18 protein-coding genes and 1 tRNA gene are annotated in these 17,307 nt (G+C 30.8%); 7 read left to right on the plus strand and 12 right to left on the minus strand.

The genetic code is table 11. The features are described from left to right. Positions 1-68: 68 nt before the first annotated feature. Together folE and ACIQZ1_RS08180 are read right to left on the minus strand one after the other, a co-directional pair. The gene (folE, locus tag ACIQZ1_RS08175; RefSeq protein WP_396160484.1) at positions 69-755 is read right to left on the minus strand and encodes a GTP cyclohydrolase I FolE; all 687 of its coding nucleotides are present in this window, start codon (positions 753-755) and stop codon (positions 69-71) included. Positions 756-923: 168 nt separating this feature from the next. After that, positions 924-998: transfer RNA gene (locus tag ACIQZ1_RS08180), tRNA-Pro, on the minus strand. 105 nt (positions 999-1,103) lie between these two features. Between ACIQZ1_RS08180 and ACIQZ1_RS08185 the strand changes: the two genes are divergently transcribed. Together ACIQZ1_RS08185 and ACIQZ1_RS08190 are read left to right on the plus strand one after the other, a co-directional pair. Then, positions 1,104-1,526, plus strand: a complete 423-nt coding sequence (locus ACIQZ1_RS08185) for a hypothetical protein (protein WP_396160485.1) — start codon at positions 1,104-1,106, stop codon at positions 1,524-1,526. Position 1,527: 1 nt separating this feature from the next. Continuing rightward, the gene (locus tag ACIQZ1_RS08190) at positions 1,528-1,821 is read left to right on the plus strand and encodes a DUF721 domain-containing protein (RefSeq protein WP_396160486.1); all 294 of its coding nucleotides are present in this window, start codon (positions 1,528-1,530) and stop codon (positions 1,819-1,821) included. Between the two features lie 89 nt (positions 1,822-1,910). On the opposite strand, the gene ACIQZ1_RS08195 is transcribed toward ACIQZ1_RS08190, so the two are convergent. Beyond that, the gene (locus ACIQZ1_RS08195) at positions 1,911-2,330 is read right to left on the minus strand and encodes a nucleoside-diphosphate kinase (protein ID WP_396160487.1); all 420 of its coding nucleotides are present in this window, start codon (positions 2,328-2,330) and stop codon (positions 1,911-1,913) included. 73 nt (positions 2,331-2,403) lie between these two features. Next, entirely contained in the window at positions 2,404-3,984 is a 1,581-nt protein-coding gene (bshC, locus tag ACIQZ1_RS08200; RefSeq protein WP_396160498.1) for a bacillithiol biosynthesis cysteine-adding enzyme BshC, read from the minus strand. A 71-nt stretch (positions 3,985-4,055) separates the two neighbouring features. Here bshC and ACIQZ1_RS08205 point away from each other — a divergent pair, with 71 nt between their 5' ends. Beyond that, positions 4,056-6,227, plus strand: coding sequence for a B12-binding domain-containing radical SAM protein (locus ACIQZ1_RS08205; RefSeq protein WP_396160488.1), 2,172 nt, complete (start codon positions 4,056-4,058; stop codon positions 6,225-6,227). A 34-nt stretch (positions 6,228-6,261) separates the two neighbouring features. Here the strand turns inward: ACIQZ1_RS08205 and ACIQZ1_RS08210 are convergent, their stop codons facing one another. Both ACIQZ1_RS08210 and mtaB read right to left on the minus strand, forming a co-directional pair. Further along, positions 6,262-6,903: a hypothetical protein gene (locus ACIQZ1_RS08210; protein ID WP_396160489.1), complete on the minus strand. Its 642-nt coding sequence runs from the start codon at positions 6,901-6,903 to the stop codon at positions 6,262-6,264. After that, positions 6,900-8,240 carry a tRNA (N(6)-L-threonylcarbamoyladenosine(37)-C(2))-methylthiotransferase MtaB gene (gene mtaB / locus ACIQZ1_RS08215; RefSeq protein ID WP_396160490.1) on the minus strand — a complete coding sequence of 447 codons (1,341 nt, stop codon included), beginning with the start codon at positions 8,238-8,240 and terminating at the stop codon, positions 6,900-6,902. Before mtaB ends, ACIQZ1_RS08210 begins: the two co-directional genes overlap by 4 nt. Before the next feature lie 359 nt (positions 8,241-8,599). Here mtaB and ACIQZ1_RS08220 point away from each other — a divergent pair, with 359 nt between their 5' ends. Further along, positions 8,600-8,854, plus strand: coding sequence for a type B 50S ribosomal protein L31 (locus ACIQZ1_RS08220; protein ID WP_291241295.1), 255 nt, complete (start codon positions 8,600-8,602; stop codon positions 8,852-8,854). A 120-nt stretch (positions 8,855-8,974) separates the two neighbouring features. Further along, complete coding sequence (locus tag ACIQZ1_RS08225; protein WP_396160491.1) at positions 8,975-10,147, plus strand: GlmU family protein; 1,173 nt, start codon at positions 8,975-8,977, stop codon at positions 10,145-10,147. Between the two features lie 49 nt (positions 10,148-10,196). On the opposite strand, the gene sufD is transcribed toward ACIQZ1_RS08225, so the two are convergent. From sufD to ACIQZ1_RS08255, 6 genes are all read right to left on the minus strand, one after another. Further along, positions 10,197-11,516, minus strand: coding sequence for a Fe-S cluster assembly protein SufD (gene sufD, locus ACIQZ1_RS08230; protein WP_396160492.1), 1,320 nt, complete (start codon positions 11,514-11,516; stop codon positions 10,197-10,199). 69 nt (positions 11,517-11,585) lie between these two features. Further along, a complete protein-coding gene (gene sufC / locus ACIQZ1_RS08235; protein WP_396160493.1) occupies positions 11,586-12,335 on the minus strand; it encodes a Fe-S cluster assembly ATPase SufC in 750 nt (249 codons plus the stop codon). 36 nt (positions 12,336-12,371) lie between these two features. After that, positions 12,372-13,820: a Fe-S cluster assembly protein SufB gene (sufB, locus tag ACIQZ1_RS08240; protein ID WP_396160494.1), complete on the minus strand. Its 1,449-nt coding sequence runs from the start codon at positions 13,818-13,820 to the stop codon at positions 12,372-12,374. 85 nt (positions 13,821-13,905) lie between these two features. Next, complete coding sequence (locus ACIQZ1_RS08245) at positions 13,906-14,160, minus strand: four helix bundle protein (protein WP_396160499.1); 255 nt, start codon at positions 14,158-14,160, stop codon at positions 13,906-13,908. A gap of 21 nt (positions 14,161-14,181) precedes the next feature. Next, positions 14,182-14,307, minus strand: a complete 126-nt coding sequence (locus tag ACIQZ1_RS08250) for a hypothetical protein (RefSeq protein ID WP_396160495.1) — start codon at positions 14,305-14,307, stop codon at positions 14,182-14,184. Positions 14,308-14,346: 39 nt separating this feature from the next. Next, positions 14,347-14,676, minus strand: coding sequence for a HesB/IscA family protein (locus tag ACIQZ1_RS08255; protein ID WP_396148488.1), 330 nt, complete (start codon positions 14,674-14,676; stop codon positions 14,347-14,349). A gap of 173 nt (positions 14,677-14,849) precedes the next feature. On the opposite strand from ACIQZ1_RS08255, the gene ACIQZ1_RS08260 reads away from it, so the two are divergent. After that, positions 14,850-15,707 (plus strand): MBL fold metallo-hydrolase, encoded by an 858-nt coding sequence (locus ACIQZ1_RS08260; protein ID WP_396160496.1) that lies wholly within the window; start codon positions 14,850-14,852, stop codon positions 15,705-15,707. A gap of 69 nt (positions 15,708-15,776) precedes the next feature. Then, positions 15,777-17,307 (plus strand): S8 family peptidase (locus tag ACIQZ1_RS08265; RefSeq protein ID WP_396160497.1); only part of this gene is annotated, 1,531 nt, incomplete at its 3' end.

Consider the following 17,307-nt stretch of genomic DNA (forward strand, 5'->3'; position numbering starts at 1 on the left):
ATATACTATAAAAAAAATTCTATCTTTAGAGAAAAGATAGAATTTAATTAAATATTTTTTAAAAAAAATTAGTTATTGATTAATTGTAATAATTCATTTATTTTTTGTGGATTATTAAATGCGCCGTTAAAAGATGTAGTTACAGTTGCAGAACTATCGTCTTGAACACCACGTGATGAAACACAAAGATGTTTGGCGTCAATAATAACGGCTACATCTTCAGTTTCTAATGCAATTTTTAAATCTTCGGCAATTTGCATCGTCAATCGTTCTTGAACTTGAGGGCGTTTTGCATAATACTGGACAATTCTATTTAATTTTGATAAACCAATTACTTTACCAGAGGAAATATATGCCACGTGTGCTTTACCAAAAATAGGTACAAAATGATGTTCGCAATTAGAATAAAATGTTATGTTTTTTTCGACTAACATTTGATTGTATTGGTATTTATTTTCAAAAAGCGCCATTTTAGGCTTATTTTTAGGATTTAATCCTGAAAAAATTTCTTCAATATACATTTTAGCTACTCTTTCTGGAGTACCTTTTAAAGAATCGTCGGACAAATCTAAATCCAAAGCCTTCATTATTTCAGTAAAATGAAATGCAATAATTTCTTTTTTTTCTGTATCTGATTTTGAAAACGCATCGGCTACCATTGGTGTTTCCAATGACGTGTATAAATGATCGTTTCCTATATCTTCTACAGATAAATTTGTTAGTATGTTGTCTTCAATCATAAAGTTTGATTTCATAAAGTTTATTTTGTTTAACAAAAGTAGTAAATAATTAAACAAAAATGAATTATTTAGATAATTATTTTATTTATGGTTCTATAAGATAAATATATACTTTGTTATAAAGAACATATTAGTTAAGTGAATGCCAAAAAAAAACGACCTCAAAATGATTGAAGTCGTTTGTCGGGGTGGCAGGATTCGAACCTGCGGCCTCCTGCTCCCAAAGCAGGCGCGATAACCGGGCTACGCTACACCCCGTGATTGCGAGTGCAAATATACTCTTTATATTTAAACTTCAAAATGATTTTCAATTTTTTTATTGGACAAAATAATTTTACATTTACCCAACTTTACATTTTATTTATGAAAAAATATTTTTATGTGTTATTACTTCAAATTGGTTTAATTTCTTGTACGTCTAAACCATCTAAAGAATCCATTGTAAAAATAAATGGGTACTGGGAAATAGAGAAAGTGGTATTTCCTGATGGGAATAAAAAAGCATATCAAGTAAATGAATTTATAGATAATATTAATTTAAAAAACTCAGTTGGAACTCGTCAAAAAATAGCGCCTCAGTTAGATGGTTCATTTCTTAAAGGTGCCATACAGGATAAAATTAAGGTTATTGATAGTGCAGGTTGTTATTTCTTGAAAACGCAAGCTAATTTTACCAAATGGGAAGAAAAAATTATCTCCGTTTCAGATGATGAATTAGTTTTAGAAAATGAAGCAAAAATTACCTATTATTACAAAAAATTTGTGCCTTACAGTAAAATAAAATAAAATGAAACGATTTAATGACGATTTTTCTATTGGTGATGTAATGAAAGAGTTTATGAAATCTACGAAGCTTGAAGCGGGTTTAGATATCATAAATGTTAAAGAAGCTTGGTATAAAATGATGGGTCCGGCATTTAAAAATTATACGCAACAAATTGAATTAAAAAGACAGACTTTATACGTACAATTAAATTCTTCAGTTGTAAAACAAGAATTGGAATACGGAAAATCTAAAATCTTAAAAATGCTTAATGAAGAACTTGGAAAAGACTTGATTAAAGAAATTGTCTTTAGGTGAAAAGGTTAAGGGTATAAGGTCTTAGGTTAAGGTTAAAAAAAAGGTGATTTGAAATTTCAAATCACCTTTTTTTATACGAATTTCAATTTTTAGAATTGCTCTCTTCCAGCGAAATGAAAAGCACTTTCGATAGCAGCATTTTCATCTGAGTCAGAACCGTGAACAGCATTTTCTCCAATTGAAGTAGCATATTTTTTACGGATAGTTCCTTCAGCAGCATCAGCAGGGTTTGTAGCACCTATTAAAGTTCTGAAATCTTCTACTGCATTGTTTTTTTCTAAAATTGCAGCAACAATAGGTCCGCGAGTCATAAATTCTACTAATTCACCAAAGAAAGGTCTTTCTGAGTGAACAGCATAAAATTTCTGAGCATCTGCTACAGTTAATTGCGTTAATTTCATAGAAACGATTTTGAAACCGCCTTCAGTAATCATGTTTAAAATTCCACCAATGTGTCCGTTTTCAACACCATCTGGTTTAATCATTGTAAATGTTCTATTTGTAGCCATTTTTCTTAAATTTTTTGCAAAGGTACTATTTAATTCTAAACTGCAAAAGGGTTTATAGAAAATCAAATATGTTTTATATTGTAACTAAAACAAAATTTGTATGAAAGGGATTTGAGTGTAAGATAACTTTACTTACAAATTCATCTGAATAAAACGCACTAAAATTGCTTTCTCGTTCTTGTAAACTTCCATTTGGAAATAATTGATTCTGTAAGTCGATTAAACGTGCTGTTTTTTCAAAATGAACTCGTTTTTCAGCTTTTAATAAACGTTTTTCTAGGTTTTCTAATCCTTTTAATTGCTTCGCTTCTTGAGCTTTAACGGCACCGATAAACGATTTATCAGTTTGTTCAGCAATTTTTAGTAAATCAGAAAACTGTTTTTTTATCGTATCTTTTTGTTCAGAAAAATCAATATTAAAATTCGAAAATTCTTTGGTTTTTTGATTTACTAATTCTTGTTGCTTTAGAAATAATTCAGGAAAAGAAAGACCTATTTTTTTCATTTTTAATACCTGTTTTTCCGTAGTAATTACAAATGAATTTCGTAACATTAAAATAGGGAAAGTGACCTTTTGATTTTCGAAATAATTTTTTAATTCTAACCAATACGCTATTTCACCACCACCACCAAGGTATGCTAAATTTGGTAAAATAACTTCTTGGTATAAAGGTCTTAAAATGACATTTGGACTAAATTTTTCAGGATAATTTTTTAACTCTTTTAAAATTTCAGTTTCTGAAAATTCAATTTCTGTATTGTTAACTTTGTAAATATTGTTTTCAAAAATAATTCGTTCACGTAAATTATCTTCTATATAAAACAAATTGATTTCTCTCGGATTTACTTGAACGGAGTAATTTTTTAATTGATTTATTGTTTTAGAAACAGTTGTAAATGAATTCCGATGCAATAATTCATCTTTTATATATGGTGCAAATAGTGCTTTTAGATTTTTATCATCCCCATCAATAATCACTAAGCCCTCGGATTTAAATAATTCATTAGCTAAATAACGAGTCGCATCTGCTAAATTTGTATGTTCTAAATAAGATTTTTGAAATAATTCTTTTAAATGTTCCGCAGTTTCACCAAGTCCAATTGCTTTAGAAAATTCCTCAAAAACTTCGTTTAATCCTTCTGTAGATAATCTTCCAACAGGTCCAAAACTATCTTTTTTCCATTTGATTTTTTGGTTATTCAAATGAAAATGATTTATTTCTTCAAAATCGTGGTCTTCAGTAGCCATCCAATATACAGGCACAAAATTACAATCAGAATATTTTTGTTTTAATTGCTTGCATAAATTAATAGTAGAAGCAATTTTATAGATAAAATATGCAGGTCCCGAAAACAAATTTAATTGATGACCGGTAGTTATAGTAAATGTTTTATTGGATTTTAGTAATTCAATATTAGCTTGAGTTGCTTGTGAAATCGGGAAGTTTTTATTTTGATTATTTAACGCTTCTGCTACAATTAATCGATTTTCTGTGCTATAATTTTTACTTTTTTCATCTATTTGAGCACTAAAATTCTCTATTCGAGGGAAACGATGATACAACGCTTGTATTTCTGGTTTTTCATCTAAATAATCCACAATTAGTTTAGAAAAATAACCCGATTTTTGATACGAAATACAATCTGTTGGCATAATTTTTTTTACAAAAATAATCATTTTTCGCCATCTACAATTAATTTTTATCTTTGTAAAAACATTTCACCTTGTCAGACATTCTTTTAATCACGCCACCTTTTACTCAATTGAATACGCCATATCCCGCAACGGCTTATATCAAAGGGTTTCTAAACACGAAAAGTATTTCTGCTTTTCAAATGGATTTAGGTATCGAAGTGATATTAGAATTGTTTTCAAAAAAGGGTTTAAGTGATTTAGTTTCAGACGGTGAAATTGCCCATTTTTCTGAAAACTCGCAAAGAATTCTTTCGCTTTGGAATGACTACATCAATACAATAGATGCTGTAATTGCTTTTCTTCAAGGAAAGAATTCCACATTAGCCCGCCAAATTTGTAGTAGAATTTTTTTACCCGAAGCGTCTCGTTTCAATCAATTAGACGATATGGAATGGGCTTTTGGAAATATGGGTATGCAAGACAAAGCAAAACATTTAGCTACTTTGTATTTAGAAGATATTTCGGATTTTATTGTGGAATGCGTAGATGAAAATTTCGGATTTAGTCGCTATGCTGAACGATTGGGAAGAAGTGCCAATTCATTTGATGAATTATACTCTGAATTACAGAATGAAAACACGCATATAGATAAAATTACACTTAAAATTTTAGAGGAAAGAGTAAGAGAAATTCAACCGAATTTGGTACTAATATCGGTGCCTTTTCCAGGAAATTTATATAGCGCTTTCCGATGTGCGCAATATATAAAATTACATTATCCATTAGTTAAAATTGCTATGGGTGGTGGCTTTCCAAATACAGAATTAAGAAGTCTAAAGGACAAAAGAGTGTTTGAGTTTTTCGATTTTATTACGCTTGATGATGGCGAATTACCAGTGGAGCTTTTAAATTCCAATGTTAAAATTCCAAATTCCAATGAGTTCAAAAGGACGTTTATTTTAGAAAATAATGAAGTTGTTTATAAAAATAACACTGCAAAATCAGACTACAAGCAATCAGATGTTGGAACACCAGATTATTCAGATTTATTTTTGGATAAATACATTTCAGTTATTGAAATTGCTAATCCAATGCATAGTTTATGGAGCGATGGTCGATGGAATAAACTTACTATGGCACACGGCTGTTATTGGGGAAAATGTACCTTTTGTGATGTTTCGTTAGATTATATAAAAATTTATGAACCTATTGCAGCTAAAATTCTTGTGGATAGGATGGAAGAACTGATTCATCAAACAGGCGAAACAGGTTTTCATTTTGTAGATGAAGCGGCACCACCAGCTTTAATGCGTGAAGTGGCTTTGGAAATTCTTAAACGTAAATTGGTCGTTTCGTGGTGGACAAATATTCGCTTTGAAAAAAGTTTCACAAAAGATTTGTGCATTTTGTTAAAAGCTTCGGGTTGTATCGCGGTTTCTGGTGGATTAGAAGTGGCTTCAGATAGATTATTAGAATTAATTAAAAAAGGGGTAACGGTTGAACAAGTAGCTAAAGTCACGAATTATTTTACCGAAGCTGGAATTATGGTACACGCGTATTTAATGTACGGTTATCCTACACAAACCATTCAAGAAACTGTAGATAGTTTAGAAATGGTGCGACAATTATTTCAAATTGGTACAATTCAATCTGGATTTTGGCATCAATTTGCTATGACGGCTCATTCTCCTGTAGGATTAAATCCAGACGAATTTGGTGTAATTCCACAACAAAATGAAATTACTTTTGCAAATAACGATATCCAGTTTAAGGATAAAACAGGAATCAATCACGATAAGTTTAGTTTTGGATTAAAAAAATCGTTATTCAATTATATGCACGGGTTGTGTTTCGATTATGATTTGCAAGAGTGGTTTGATTTTAAGATTCCAAACACTAAGATATCACCAGATTTTATAGAAAATGCCATTTTTGAAACTACAGATTTTTCGTTAAAACCAACTGCTAAAATTATTTGGATAGGTAATTTACCTATTGTGGATTATTTTACAAAATCAAAAAAAGGACATACTTGGGAAATGGCGAAGTTGTCGTTTCATTTTAAAACGGAAACACTTGAAATTTCTTTAGAAAAAGACCAAGCAAATTGGTTATTAAAAACCATAAAATTACTTTCAGATCATCCAATTTTATTGAAAAATGTCAAATTAGACTTCGAATCTCAGTTTGAAGATTTTGAATTGTTTTGGTTTTCAAAACAAATAAGTTTATTGCGAAATTCTGGTTTGTTAGTAATTTGAATAATATAATCTAATATTTTTATTATTTAAGTATTTAATTTTGAAAGGATTTTTCAAAATTATATTGTAGAACTAAACCAACTTCTTCGTTTGTATAGTTTATTGAAGCACTAAATAAATTGTTATTAATAAATGAATTATAAATTTCTTGAGTTAATAAATATACATCATCTTTTTCACTATAAATTTTAACTTTTATTTTGTAAAAGTCGTGTTTTCCTAATTTAAGGTCAGATTTAGTTAATTCAAATTTTAATCCTTTGATAGTAGAATATGTTTCTGTTAATAGTTTTTCGCAAAATAATTTATGCTCTTCTAATGTGATTTTTTTTGTTTCAACTAAAGTTTCTAGACTGCTTTTGAAATAATTATATTTATTAAGTTGAAATCCTATTAAATAAGGAGGATGTCTATTAATAGCAATACCTTCGGTAGTTTCTTTTTTAATAGCTTCGTATCCTTTTTTTTCTAATTCTTCAATTCTTTCTTTTTTAATTAATTCATAACCTTCAGGAATTGTTATTTTCCAATCAAAAAGATTACAAATATATACTCCATTTTCAATTTTTCCGTTTTCTATCGTTTCTACTTTTGACCTAATAATTTCTTGATTTTTTACTTGAGTAAAAACTAAGTTTGATGAAATTATTATTAGAATAGTAATTAAATTTTTCATTTTTTCATTTTTTTTGCCACATTCACAAATTCCATCCGTACCAACCCGTCATCATCAATTTTTGTAAGTGTAACTTCGTGCAAGGTGTTTGCTAATTCTGGGTTCCAAGGTGTTTTTACTTTTACGTAGTTTTCGGTAAAACCTGTAATGTAACCTTCTTTATTTTCGTTTTCAAATAGTACAGTGCGAGTCGTGCCAATTTGACTTTCATAATACGCTCTACGTTTTTTAACAGAAAGTCCGCGTAGCATTTTACTGCGTTTACTTCTAACATTTGCAGGTACAACTCCAGGCATATCTGCGGCTTCCGTATTGTCACGTTCACTATAAGTAAACACGTGCAAATACGAAATGTTCATTTCATTTAAATAATTATAAGTTTCTAAAAAGTGTTCGTCGGTTTCACCAGCAAATCCAACAATTACATCCACACCAATACACGCGTGTGGCATTACTTCTTTAATCTTATTCACGCGTTCTGTATAAATTTCACGTTGGTATCGGCGCTTCATTTTCCCTAAAATTTCATTGCTACCACTTTGTAATGGAATATGAAAATGCGGGACAAAAGTTCTACTTTTACTTACAAATTCTATGGTTTCGTTTTTTAGTAAATTAGGCTCAATGCTTGAAATTCTTAGTCTTTCAATACCTTCTACTTTGTCTAATTCTTGCACTAATTCTAAAAACGTATGTTCGTGTTTTTTGTTGCCAAATTCGCCTTTACCGTAATCGCCGATGTTTACACCAGTTAATACAATTTCTTTAATGTTTTGCTCTGAAATTTCTTTTGCATTTTTCAATACATTTTCCAACGCATCACTTCTCGAAATCCCACGTGCTAAAGGAATCGTACAATACGTACATTTATAATCGCATCCATCTTGCACTTTTAAGAAAGCTCGTGTTCTGTCACCAATTGAATAACTGCCTACATAAAAATCGGCTTCTTCAATTTCGCAACTGTGTACTTCGCCCATATCGTTTTTGGACAGGTCGTTAATGTAATCGGTAATTTTAAATTTTTCTGTTGCACCCAAAACCAAATCTACACCATCAACTGCGGCTAATTCTTCAGGTTTTAGTTGGGCATAACAGCCTACGGCAGCAACAAAAGCTTTGTCATTAAGTTTCATCGCTTTTCTTACCACTTGTTTAAACTGCTTATCGGCATTTTCTGTTACCGAACACGTGTTAATTACGTAAATATCGGCTACTTCTTCAAAATCCACTCTGTCAAAACCTTCATCTGTAAAGTTTCTGGCAATAGTAGAAGTTTCCGAAAAATTCAGTTTACAACCCAGTGTATAAAACGCTACTTTTTTTCTATCAGACATACTTGTTTTCTTTGGGCGTGCCCTTTCAGGTCGTGCTATCCGTTGCAATCTTTTTTAAATGTTGCCTTCGAGTACCTCAGGCAACATTTAAAAAAGGATTTCCACTCCTATCACTCACGCAAATCGGGTACAAAATTACGTAGATTTTTCTTAAGTTATAAATCTTTTAGTATCAGATTTTTAGTTAAAGCGGTTTCAAAATAAAAAATAATGGTATTTTGTTTGCAGTATTGGGTAATAGTATTATATTTGCACCCTGAAATAAAAACATAATTAACAAAAGGTTATAAGGCGTTTACACCTTTTTATTGTAAAAAGCCGCGAAACAAATTATAATCATACATTTAAAGATTTACAAAATGAGAAAAGGAATTCACCCAGAAAACTACAGATTAGTCGCTTTTAAAGACATGTCTAACGATGATGTATTCATCACAAAATCAACTGTTGAAACTAAAGAAACTATCACACACGAAGGTGTTGAGTATCCAGTTTTCAAAATGGAGATTTCAAGAACGTCTCACCCTTTTTACACAGGTAAATCTAAACTTATTGATACTGCAGGTCGTATCGATAAATTCAAAACTAAATACGCTAAATTTGAAAAAAAATAATTTCAAATTTTTAAACAATAATAAACCTCGAATGTATTCGGGGTTTTTTTATTTTTATTAGTCAAATTTCTTTGTAAATTTGAATCGTTAAGTTTTCATTAAACCTTTTAAACTTTTTCAATGAACTATATTCTTTTTGATGGACCTCATCGTAATGCTTTGTTGCCATTTACCTTCACAAGACCTGTTGCAGATATTCGTGTTGGAATTTTAACCATTCGTGAAAAATGGGAAAAACTCTTGGGTTCTACCACAACAACTATTACAGAAGACTATTTGTCAGAAAAATGGCCAATGGTAGAAATGGAAAACAACGTGATGATTAACGCTTCATTTTTACCAAATGACATTTTGGTAGCCATGATTAAAAATTTAGAGCACAATCAAGCGATTTTTCAAGAAGAAGAAGTAGTAGCATTTTTTGCTAAAGAAGGTGAAGAAGTCGATTTTGATAGTTTTGAAGTACTTGAATTTTCAAACGACTGCATCAAAATAGAAAACACTTGGGATATTTTTCAAAAAAATGAGGTTGCCATTCGTGAAGATTTTGAGTTGTTAACAGAAGATCGATTTTCGCAACCCATACCTAAATCGGTAAACGTAATTGCTCCAGAAAATATTTTCATTGAAGAAGGCGCTAAATTAGAATTTGTAACCTTAAACGCATCAACAGGTCCTATTTATATTGGTAAAAATGCTGAAATTATGGAAGGCTCTGTCATTCGAGGTCCTTTTGCCTTGTGTGAATCGGGTAGAGTGAAATTAGCTACTAAAGTTTATGGCGCTACTACTGTAGGACCCCATTCTGTAATTGGTGGTGAAGTGAATAATTCGGTTTTGTTTGGCTATTCTAATAAAGGACACGATGGGTTTTTAGGAAATGCTGTTTTAGGTGAATGGTGTAATATTGGTGCGGATAGTAACAATAGTAACTTAAAAAACAACTATGAAGAAGTAAAATTGTGGAGTTATGAAACAGAAAATTTTGCTAAAACAGGTTTACAATTTTGCGGATTAATGATGGGCGACCACAGTAAATGCGGAATTAATACTATGTTTAATACGGGTACAGTTGTTGGGGTAAGTACTAATATTTTTGGAGCAGGATTTCCGAGAAATTTTGTACCAAGTTTTAGTTGGGGTGGTGCAAGTGGATTTACAACGTACTTAACCAAAAAAGCGTTTGAAACAGCTAAAATTGTTATGGCAAGAAGAAATGTTGAATTTTCAGAGGAAGACGCTAAAATTTTAGAACACGTTTTTGAAGAAACAAAAAAATATAGAAAAGAGTAAAAAAAACGGGGTTTCAATATTGAAACCCCGTTTTATATATAATTATATTTTATAAATCAAATCCCATATTTACGCCTAATTTATCGGCAATAATTCGAGCGATTTTACTTCTTAATTCTGGAATTTTTACACTGTTAGTCACTTCACTTGTAAACGCATACATTAATAATGCTTTGGCTTCTTTTTTACCAATTCCACGTTGCTGCATATAAAACATAGCAGTTTCGTCTAGCTGCCCTATGGTACAACCGTGTGAGCATTTTACATCATCTGCGAAAATTTCTAATTGGGGTTTCGCATTGATAGTTGCTTTATCACTTAATAGAATATTATTATTTTGCTGAAATGCATCTGTTTTTTGTGCTTCTTTTTCTACGAAAATTTTACCATTAAAAACACCTGTAGCACTTCCGTCCAATATAGTTTTATAATTTTGATGACTTTCGCAATTTGGTGTTGCGTGTTGCACTAAAGTATAATGGTCAACGTGTTGTTTGTCGCCAATAATTGTAATACCTTTTAAAGTCGAATCAATATGTTCGCCTTGATGGTAGAAGTTTAAATTATTTCTGGTAATGTTTCCACCAAAAGAGAACGTATGAACAGAAACATGACTGTCTTGTTTTTGAGCAATGTATGTATTGTCAATTAAATTCGCAGTTTGTAAATCATTTTGCACTTTATAATAATCAACAATAGCGCGTTTTTGAGCAAAAATTTCTGTAACCGAATTCGTTAAAACGGGATTGCTATTCAAACTCTGGTGACGTTCTACAATTTGTACATGTGCGTTTTCGCCCACAATTATTAAATTTCGAGGCTGTGTCATTAAAGCAGCTTCAGAACCAGTAGAAAAATATAAAATTTCAATTGGCTTGTCAACTACTTTGCTTTTTGGAATATTTACATAGGCACCTTCTTGAGAAAAAGCGGTGTTTAATGACGTTAAACTATCTTCTAAATTCGCAATTTTGTTGAAATATTCGTCAATGTATATTTTGTATTTTGGCTTGTTTAAGGCCGAAGACATTAAGCAAACATCTAAACCATCATGCGTAGTTGATGATAAATGTGAACTGAATTTTCCGTCAATAAATACTACTTTATACGTATCTACTTCATTTAGGAAGTATTTTTTTACATCAGCAAATTCTACTGTATTTTCTTTTTTAGGAAATACACTAAAATCATTTTTTAAAATGGCATTTAACGAGGTATATTTCCAGGCTTCCTCTTTTTTAGTAGGGAATCCTTTATTTTCGAAGTTCTTAATAGCTGAAGTTCTAATGTCGTGTAATTCGTTATTTACATCAACGATTTTATCTTCAAAAGCCATAAAAGACGCTAGTATTTTTTCTTTTAATTCCATAATTTATGTTTATGGTTTATGGTTTTTAGTTTATGGCTGCGAGAACAATAAACAATAAACTACAAACAATTATACCAATTCGTTTTTAATCCAATCGTATCCTTTTTCTTCTAATTCTAATGCTAAAGAAGCATCGCCAGATTTCACAATTTTTCCATCCATTAACACGTGGACAAAATCTGGAATAATATAATCTAATAAACGTTGGTAGTGTGTGATTACTAAAACCGCATTGGTTTCATTTTTTAATTTGTTCACACCATTAGCAACAATACGTAAAGCATCAATATCTAAACCAGAATCTGTTTCATCAAGAATGGCTAATTTTGGTTCTAACATTGCCATTTGAAAAATTTCATTACGTTTTTTTTCTCCACCAGAAAAACCTTCGTTAAGAGAACGAGATAAGAATTTTCTGTCTATTTCTAACAATTCTGATTTTTCACGGATTAATTTCAACATTTCATTAGCCGGCATATCTTCTTGTCCACGAGCTTTTCGCGATTCGTTAATAGCCGTTTTCATAAAATTTGTTACGGAAACACCCGGAATTTCAACTGGATATTGAAAAGACAAGAAAACACCTTTGTGGGCTCTTTCTTCTGGAGCTAATTCAGAGATGTCTTCACCTTCTAAAATAATTTCGCCAGCAGTTACTTTATAGTTTTCGTTTCCAGCAATTATAGACGAAAGTGTACTTTTTCCGGCACCATTTGGTCCCATAATAGCATGAACTTCTCCCGCTTTTACTTCTAAATTAATTCCTTTTAATATTTCTTTGTCTTCTACTGAAGCGTGTAAGTTTTTAATTTGTAACATTGTATGAATGTGTTTTTATTCTGATTTATATTTTGATTATCCTACGGAACCTTCTAAACTAATTTCTAATAATTTTTGAGCTTCCACTGCAAATTCCATTGGTAATTTATTTAAGACTTCTTTACTGAAACCATTGACAATTAAGGCGATTGCTTTTTCTGTTGGAATTCCTCTTTGGTTGCAATAAAACACTTGATCTTCTCCAATTTTCGAGGTGGTCGCTTCGTGTTCTATTTTTGCACTTGTGTTTTTACTTTCGATATATGGAAATGTATGTGCACCGCAATTATTACCCATAAGTAAACTGTCACATTGCGAAAAGTTTCGCGCATTATCAGCGTTTTTACTTATTTGAACCAATCCACGGTAACTATTTTGTGATTTTCCAGCCGAAATTCCTTTTGAAATAATGGTTGACTTTGTATTTTTTCCTAAATGAATCATTTTTGTTCCGGTATCCGCTTGTTGGAAATTATTTGTAACAGCAATAGAATAGAACTCACCAATAGAATTATCGCCTTTTAAAACACAAGATGGATATTTCCAAGTTACAGCAGAACCTGTTTCAACTTGTGTCCAAGATATTTTCGCGTTTTTCTCACATAAACCTCTTTTGGTTACAAAATTGAATACACCACCTTTTCCTTCTTTATTTCCTGGATACCAGTTTTGAACGGTTGAATATTTTATTTCGGCATCATCTAAAGCAATTAATTCCACAACTGCAGCGTGAAGTTGATTCTCATCACGACTTGGAGCTGTACATCCTTCAAGATAAGAAACATAACTTCCTTCGTCGGCAATTACAAGCGTTCTTTCAAACTGACCAGTACCACCTTGATTGATTCTAAAATAAGTTGATAATTCCATAGGACATTTCACGCCTTTAGGAATATAACAAAAACTTCCATCAGAGAAAACAGCTGAATTTAAAGCGGCATAAAAATTATCTTTTTGCGGTACAATAGTTCCTAAATATTTTTTCACTAATTCGGGATGTTCTTGAATAGCTTCTGAAATAGGACAAAAAATAATACCTTTTTCACCTAATGTTTTTTTAAATGTTGTGGCTACTGAAACTGAATCTACTACAATATCCATTGCTACATTATTCATTTTTTTCTGCTCGTCAATAGAAATTCCAAGTTTTTTGTACATTTCTAATAATTCCGCATCAACATCATCTAATGTTTTATTTGGATCCGATTTTTTTGGTGCCGAATAATAAGCTATAGCTTGAAAATCTGGTTTTGAATACTTAACATTTGCCCATTCAGGTTCTTCCATTTGTTTCCACGCGGCGAATGCTTCTAAACGCCAATCGGTCATCCATTGTGGTTCGTTTTTCTTTTTTGATATAGCACGAACAATGTCTTCATTTAAACCAACAGGAAACGTTTCCGATTCTAATTCAGTATAAAATCCGTATTCGTATTCTTTATTTTCTAATTCGACTTTTAAATCGTCTTCTGTGTATTTACTCATTTTTTTATCTAAAAGATCTAAAAGATCTAAAAATCTAAAAAATTTATTAAACTATTTAATATGTAGCCAATTTATTTTTTTAGAATTATAGATTTTTTTGATTTAGTTTATCTTGTTTTTCTAAGTTTTTTAAATATTTTATGTAATTTCCTAATTGTTTTGAAATTTCTAAAACATTATTTTTATATTCATAATAATTGTCATTATTTATGTATTCTAATGACAATAAAAAATTAAACATATTTCTACATTCTCCTGCTGATCCTTTTGAAAAATATAAAAATCTAATTAATTCTTTTTTCGTTTCCCGTTCAAAACCCTCCGCAATGTTGTTAGATATTGATAAGGCAGCTCTTTGTAATTAGTCTTTCAAACCGTAATCTTTAGCAATTTTTTCATCTGATAATGTCAATTTATAAACTTTTACACCAAATTGTAAAGCTTTTTGATAAACTTCCATTTCTTCAAATGAATTGTACTTTGCCATTTTTTGAATTTTTTAGATTGTTCCCTTTTTTAGATTCTGTTAAAGCGAAAAACTTTCCCCACACCCACAAGTTCTTTGTGCATTTGGATTGTTAAAAACAAATCCTTTTCCGTTTAAGCCTCCTGAGAATTCTAAAATAGTTCCAGCTAAATATAAAAATGATTTTTTTTCAACAGCAATTTTCACATTGCTATCTTCGAAAACTTTATCATTTTCGCCTAACGCCTTATCAAATTTTAATTCATAAGAAAGTCCAGAACAACCGCCACTTTTTACACCAACACGGACATAATCAGTTGCAGCATCAAAACCTTCTTCCTTCATCATATCAATAATTTTTTTACTTGCAGATTCAGATACTTTTATCATAACTTAGTTATTAATTATATTTGTTTCGTATTCCTTATTTTGATTTTGTCTAAATTAACTCTGCAAAGATAAACCTAAAAAAACTTTTTACAAGATTTATAACATTTTTATAACTTATATTTTCATAGTTTTCTTTTATTGAAATTTTTGTAATTTGGCAAAAAATAAAAATCATGAAATTATATCCAATAGAAGCAGGAAATTTTAAGCTAGACGGCGGCGCTATGTTTGGCGTTGTTCCTAAAACAATATGGAGTAAAACCAATCCTGCGGATTCTAATAATTTAATAGATATTGCTGCCAGATGTTTGCTTATTGAAGATGGAAATAAACTAACATTAATAGATACCGGAATGGGAAATAAACAATCCGATAAATTTTTTGGCTATTATTCTCTTTGGGGCGATGAAAGTTTAGATAAATCATTAGCAAAATATGGATTCCATAAAGATGATATTACAGATGTTTTTATGACACATTTACATTTTGATCATTGTGGTGGTTCTGTAAATTGGAATAACGATAAAACAGGTTATGAAGTAGCTTTTAAAAATTCGAATTATTGGACAAATAAAAATCACTGGGAGTGGGCAACTCAACCCAATTCTCGTGAAAAAGCTTCATTTTTGCATGAAAATATTTTACCAATGCAAGAAAGTGGTCAGTTGAAATTTATTAATCGTACCGAGAGTGATTTCCTAGCTACTTCAGAATTAGATTTTGGCATCTTTTTTGCAGATGGTCATACCGAAAAACAAATGCTTCCACATATTAATTATAATGGAAAAACCATTGTTTTTTGTGCCGATTTATTAGCAACAGCTGGACATATTCCTATCCCGTATGTTATGGGATACGATACTAGACCGCTTTTAACTATGGACGAAAAAGCAAAATTTATGAATGCAGCTGCAGATAATAATTACTATTTGTTTTTAGAACATGACGCACATAATCAAATTATTACTGTAGAAAAAACAGAAAAAGGGGTAAGATTAAAAGAAGTTTTTAGATGTGAAGATATCTTTTAGTACTTTATTCTTGTAACAAACCTGTTGAAATACTTACTAATTATTAATAATAAATAAATTTACACTAATATGAAAATTCAATTTAAACCTTTATACCTATCTCTTGCTTTAGCACTTGTTTTATCTGGATGTGGTTCAGCTAAAATGGTCTCTACTCCAGTTGAGAATATTGATAGAATGCCATTAAAAACAACTCCTTTAAAAGAAAAAGATTTGCAACGTTGGAGTCATTTAGATTTAGTAAAAGACACGGTACCAGGTATGAGTGTAGATAAAGCTTATGCAGAACTATTAAAAGGAAAAAAAGGGACAAAAGTTATCGTTGGAATTGTAGATTCTGGTGTGGATATTAATCATGAAGATTTAAAATCAGTAATTTGGACCAATCCAAAAGAAATTGCTGGTAATAATATTGACGATGATAAAAATGGATATATAGATGATATTCATGGTTGGAACTTTTTAGGTAATGCTATACATGAGCAATTAGAAATGACTCGTATTGTAAAAAGAGGCTCCAATACTCCAGAATTCGATAAAGCTAAAGCTAAATTAGAAGAAGACATTAAAGGATTGCAACAAGATAAGCAGCAATTAGATATGATTTTAAACGCTGAAAAAGCTATTAAATCGCATCTTAAAAAAGACAACTTTACTTTAGAGGAAGTTAAAAAAATTGAAACTAAAGATCAAAGTTTATTACAAGCTAAAGCTATGTTTTCTCAGTTTTTAACTGGTATGACTAAAGCAGAGTTTGATAAAGAAATTATTGATTTTAAAGACCATGTTTATGGGCAATTAAATTATAATTTGAATGTAGAATACGATGGTAGAAAAATAGTTGGTGATAATCCAGATGATATTAATGACAGAAAATACGGTAATAATAATGTTGTAGGACCAGAGCCAAAAGAAGCTAAACATGGTACGCACGTGGCGGGAATTGTGGCGCAAGTAAGAGGTAATAAAAAAGGTGGGGATGGTGTAGCAGCTTCAGTGGTAGAAATTATGGCCGTTCGAGCAGTACCTGATGGAGATGAGTACGATAAAGATATTGCTTTAGGTATTCGATATGCAGTTGACAATGGTGCTAAAGTTATCAATGGCTCTTTTGGAAAATATTTCTCTCAAAATAAAGAATTAGTTATAGAAGCTATAAAATATGCAGAAGCTAAAGATGTGCTTTTAGTAATTGCAGCAGGTAACGAATCGTATGATTTAGATGTGACTAATAAATATCCAAATGATACGTATGACGGTTCTCCTGAATTTGCTAAAAACGTATTAATTATTGGTGCACTTACTCCAGATTATGGGTCTAAAATGGTAGCGTCTTTTTCAAATTACGGAAAAAATAATGTAGATATTTTTGCACCGGGTGAAAAAATTTATGCAACTACTCCTTTAAATACTTATGAATATTTACAAGGTACTTCAATGGCTTCTCCAAACGTGGCGGGTGTTGCTGCATTAATTCGTGCTTATTACCCAAGTTTAACTGCCGTTCAGGTGAAACAAATTATTATGGAGAGTGGAACATCGTTAAAAAACATGATTTCTGTAGGAGAAGATAAACACAAAGCAAATTTTTCTGAAATTT

This window comes from Flavobacterium sp., assembly GCF_044341185.1.
GTDB lineage: Bacteria > Bacteroidota > Bacteroidia > Flavobacteriales > Flavobacteriaceae > Flavobacterium.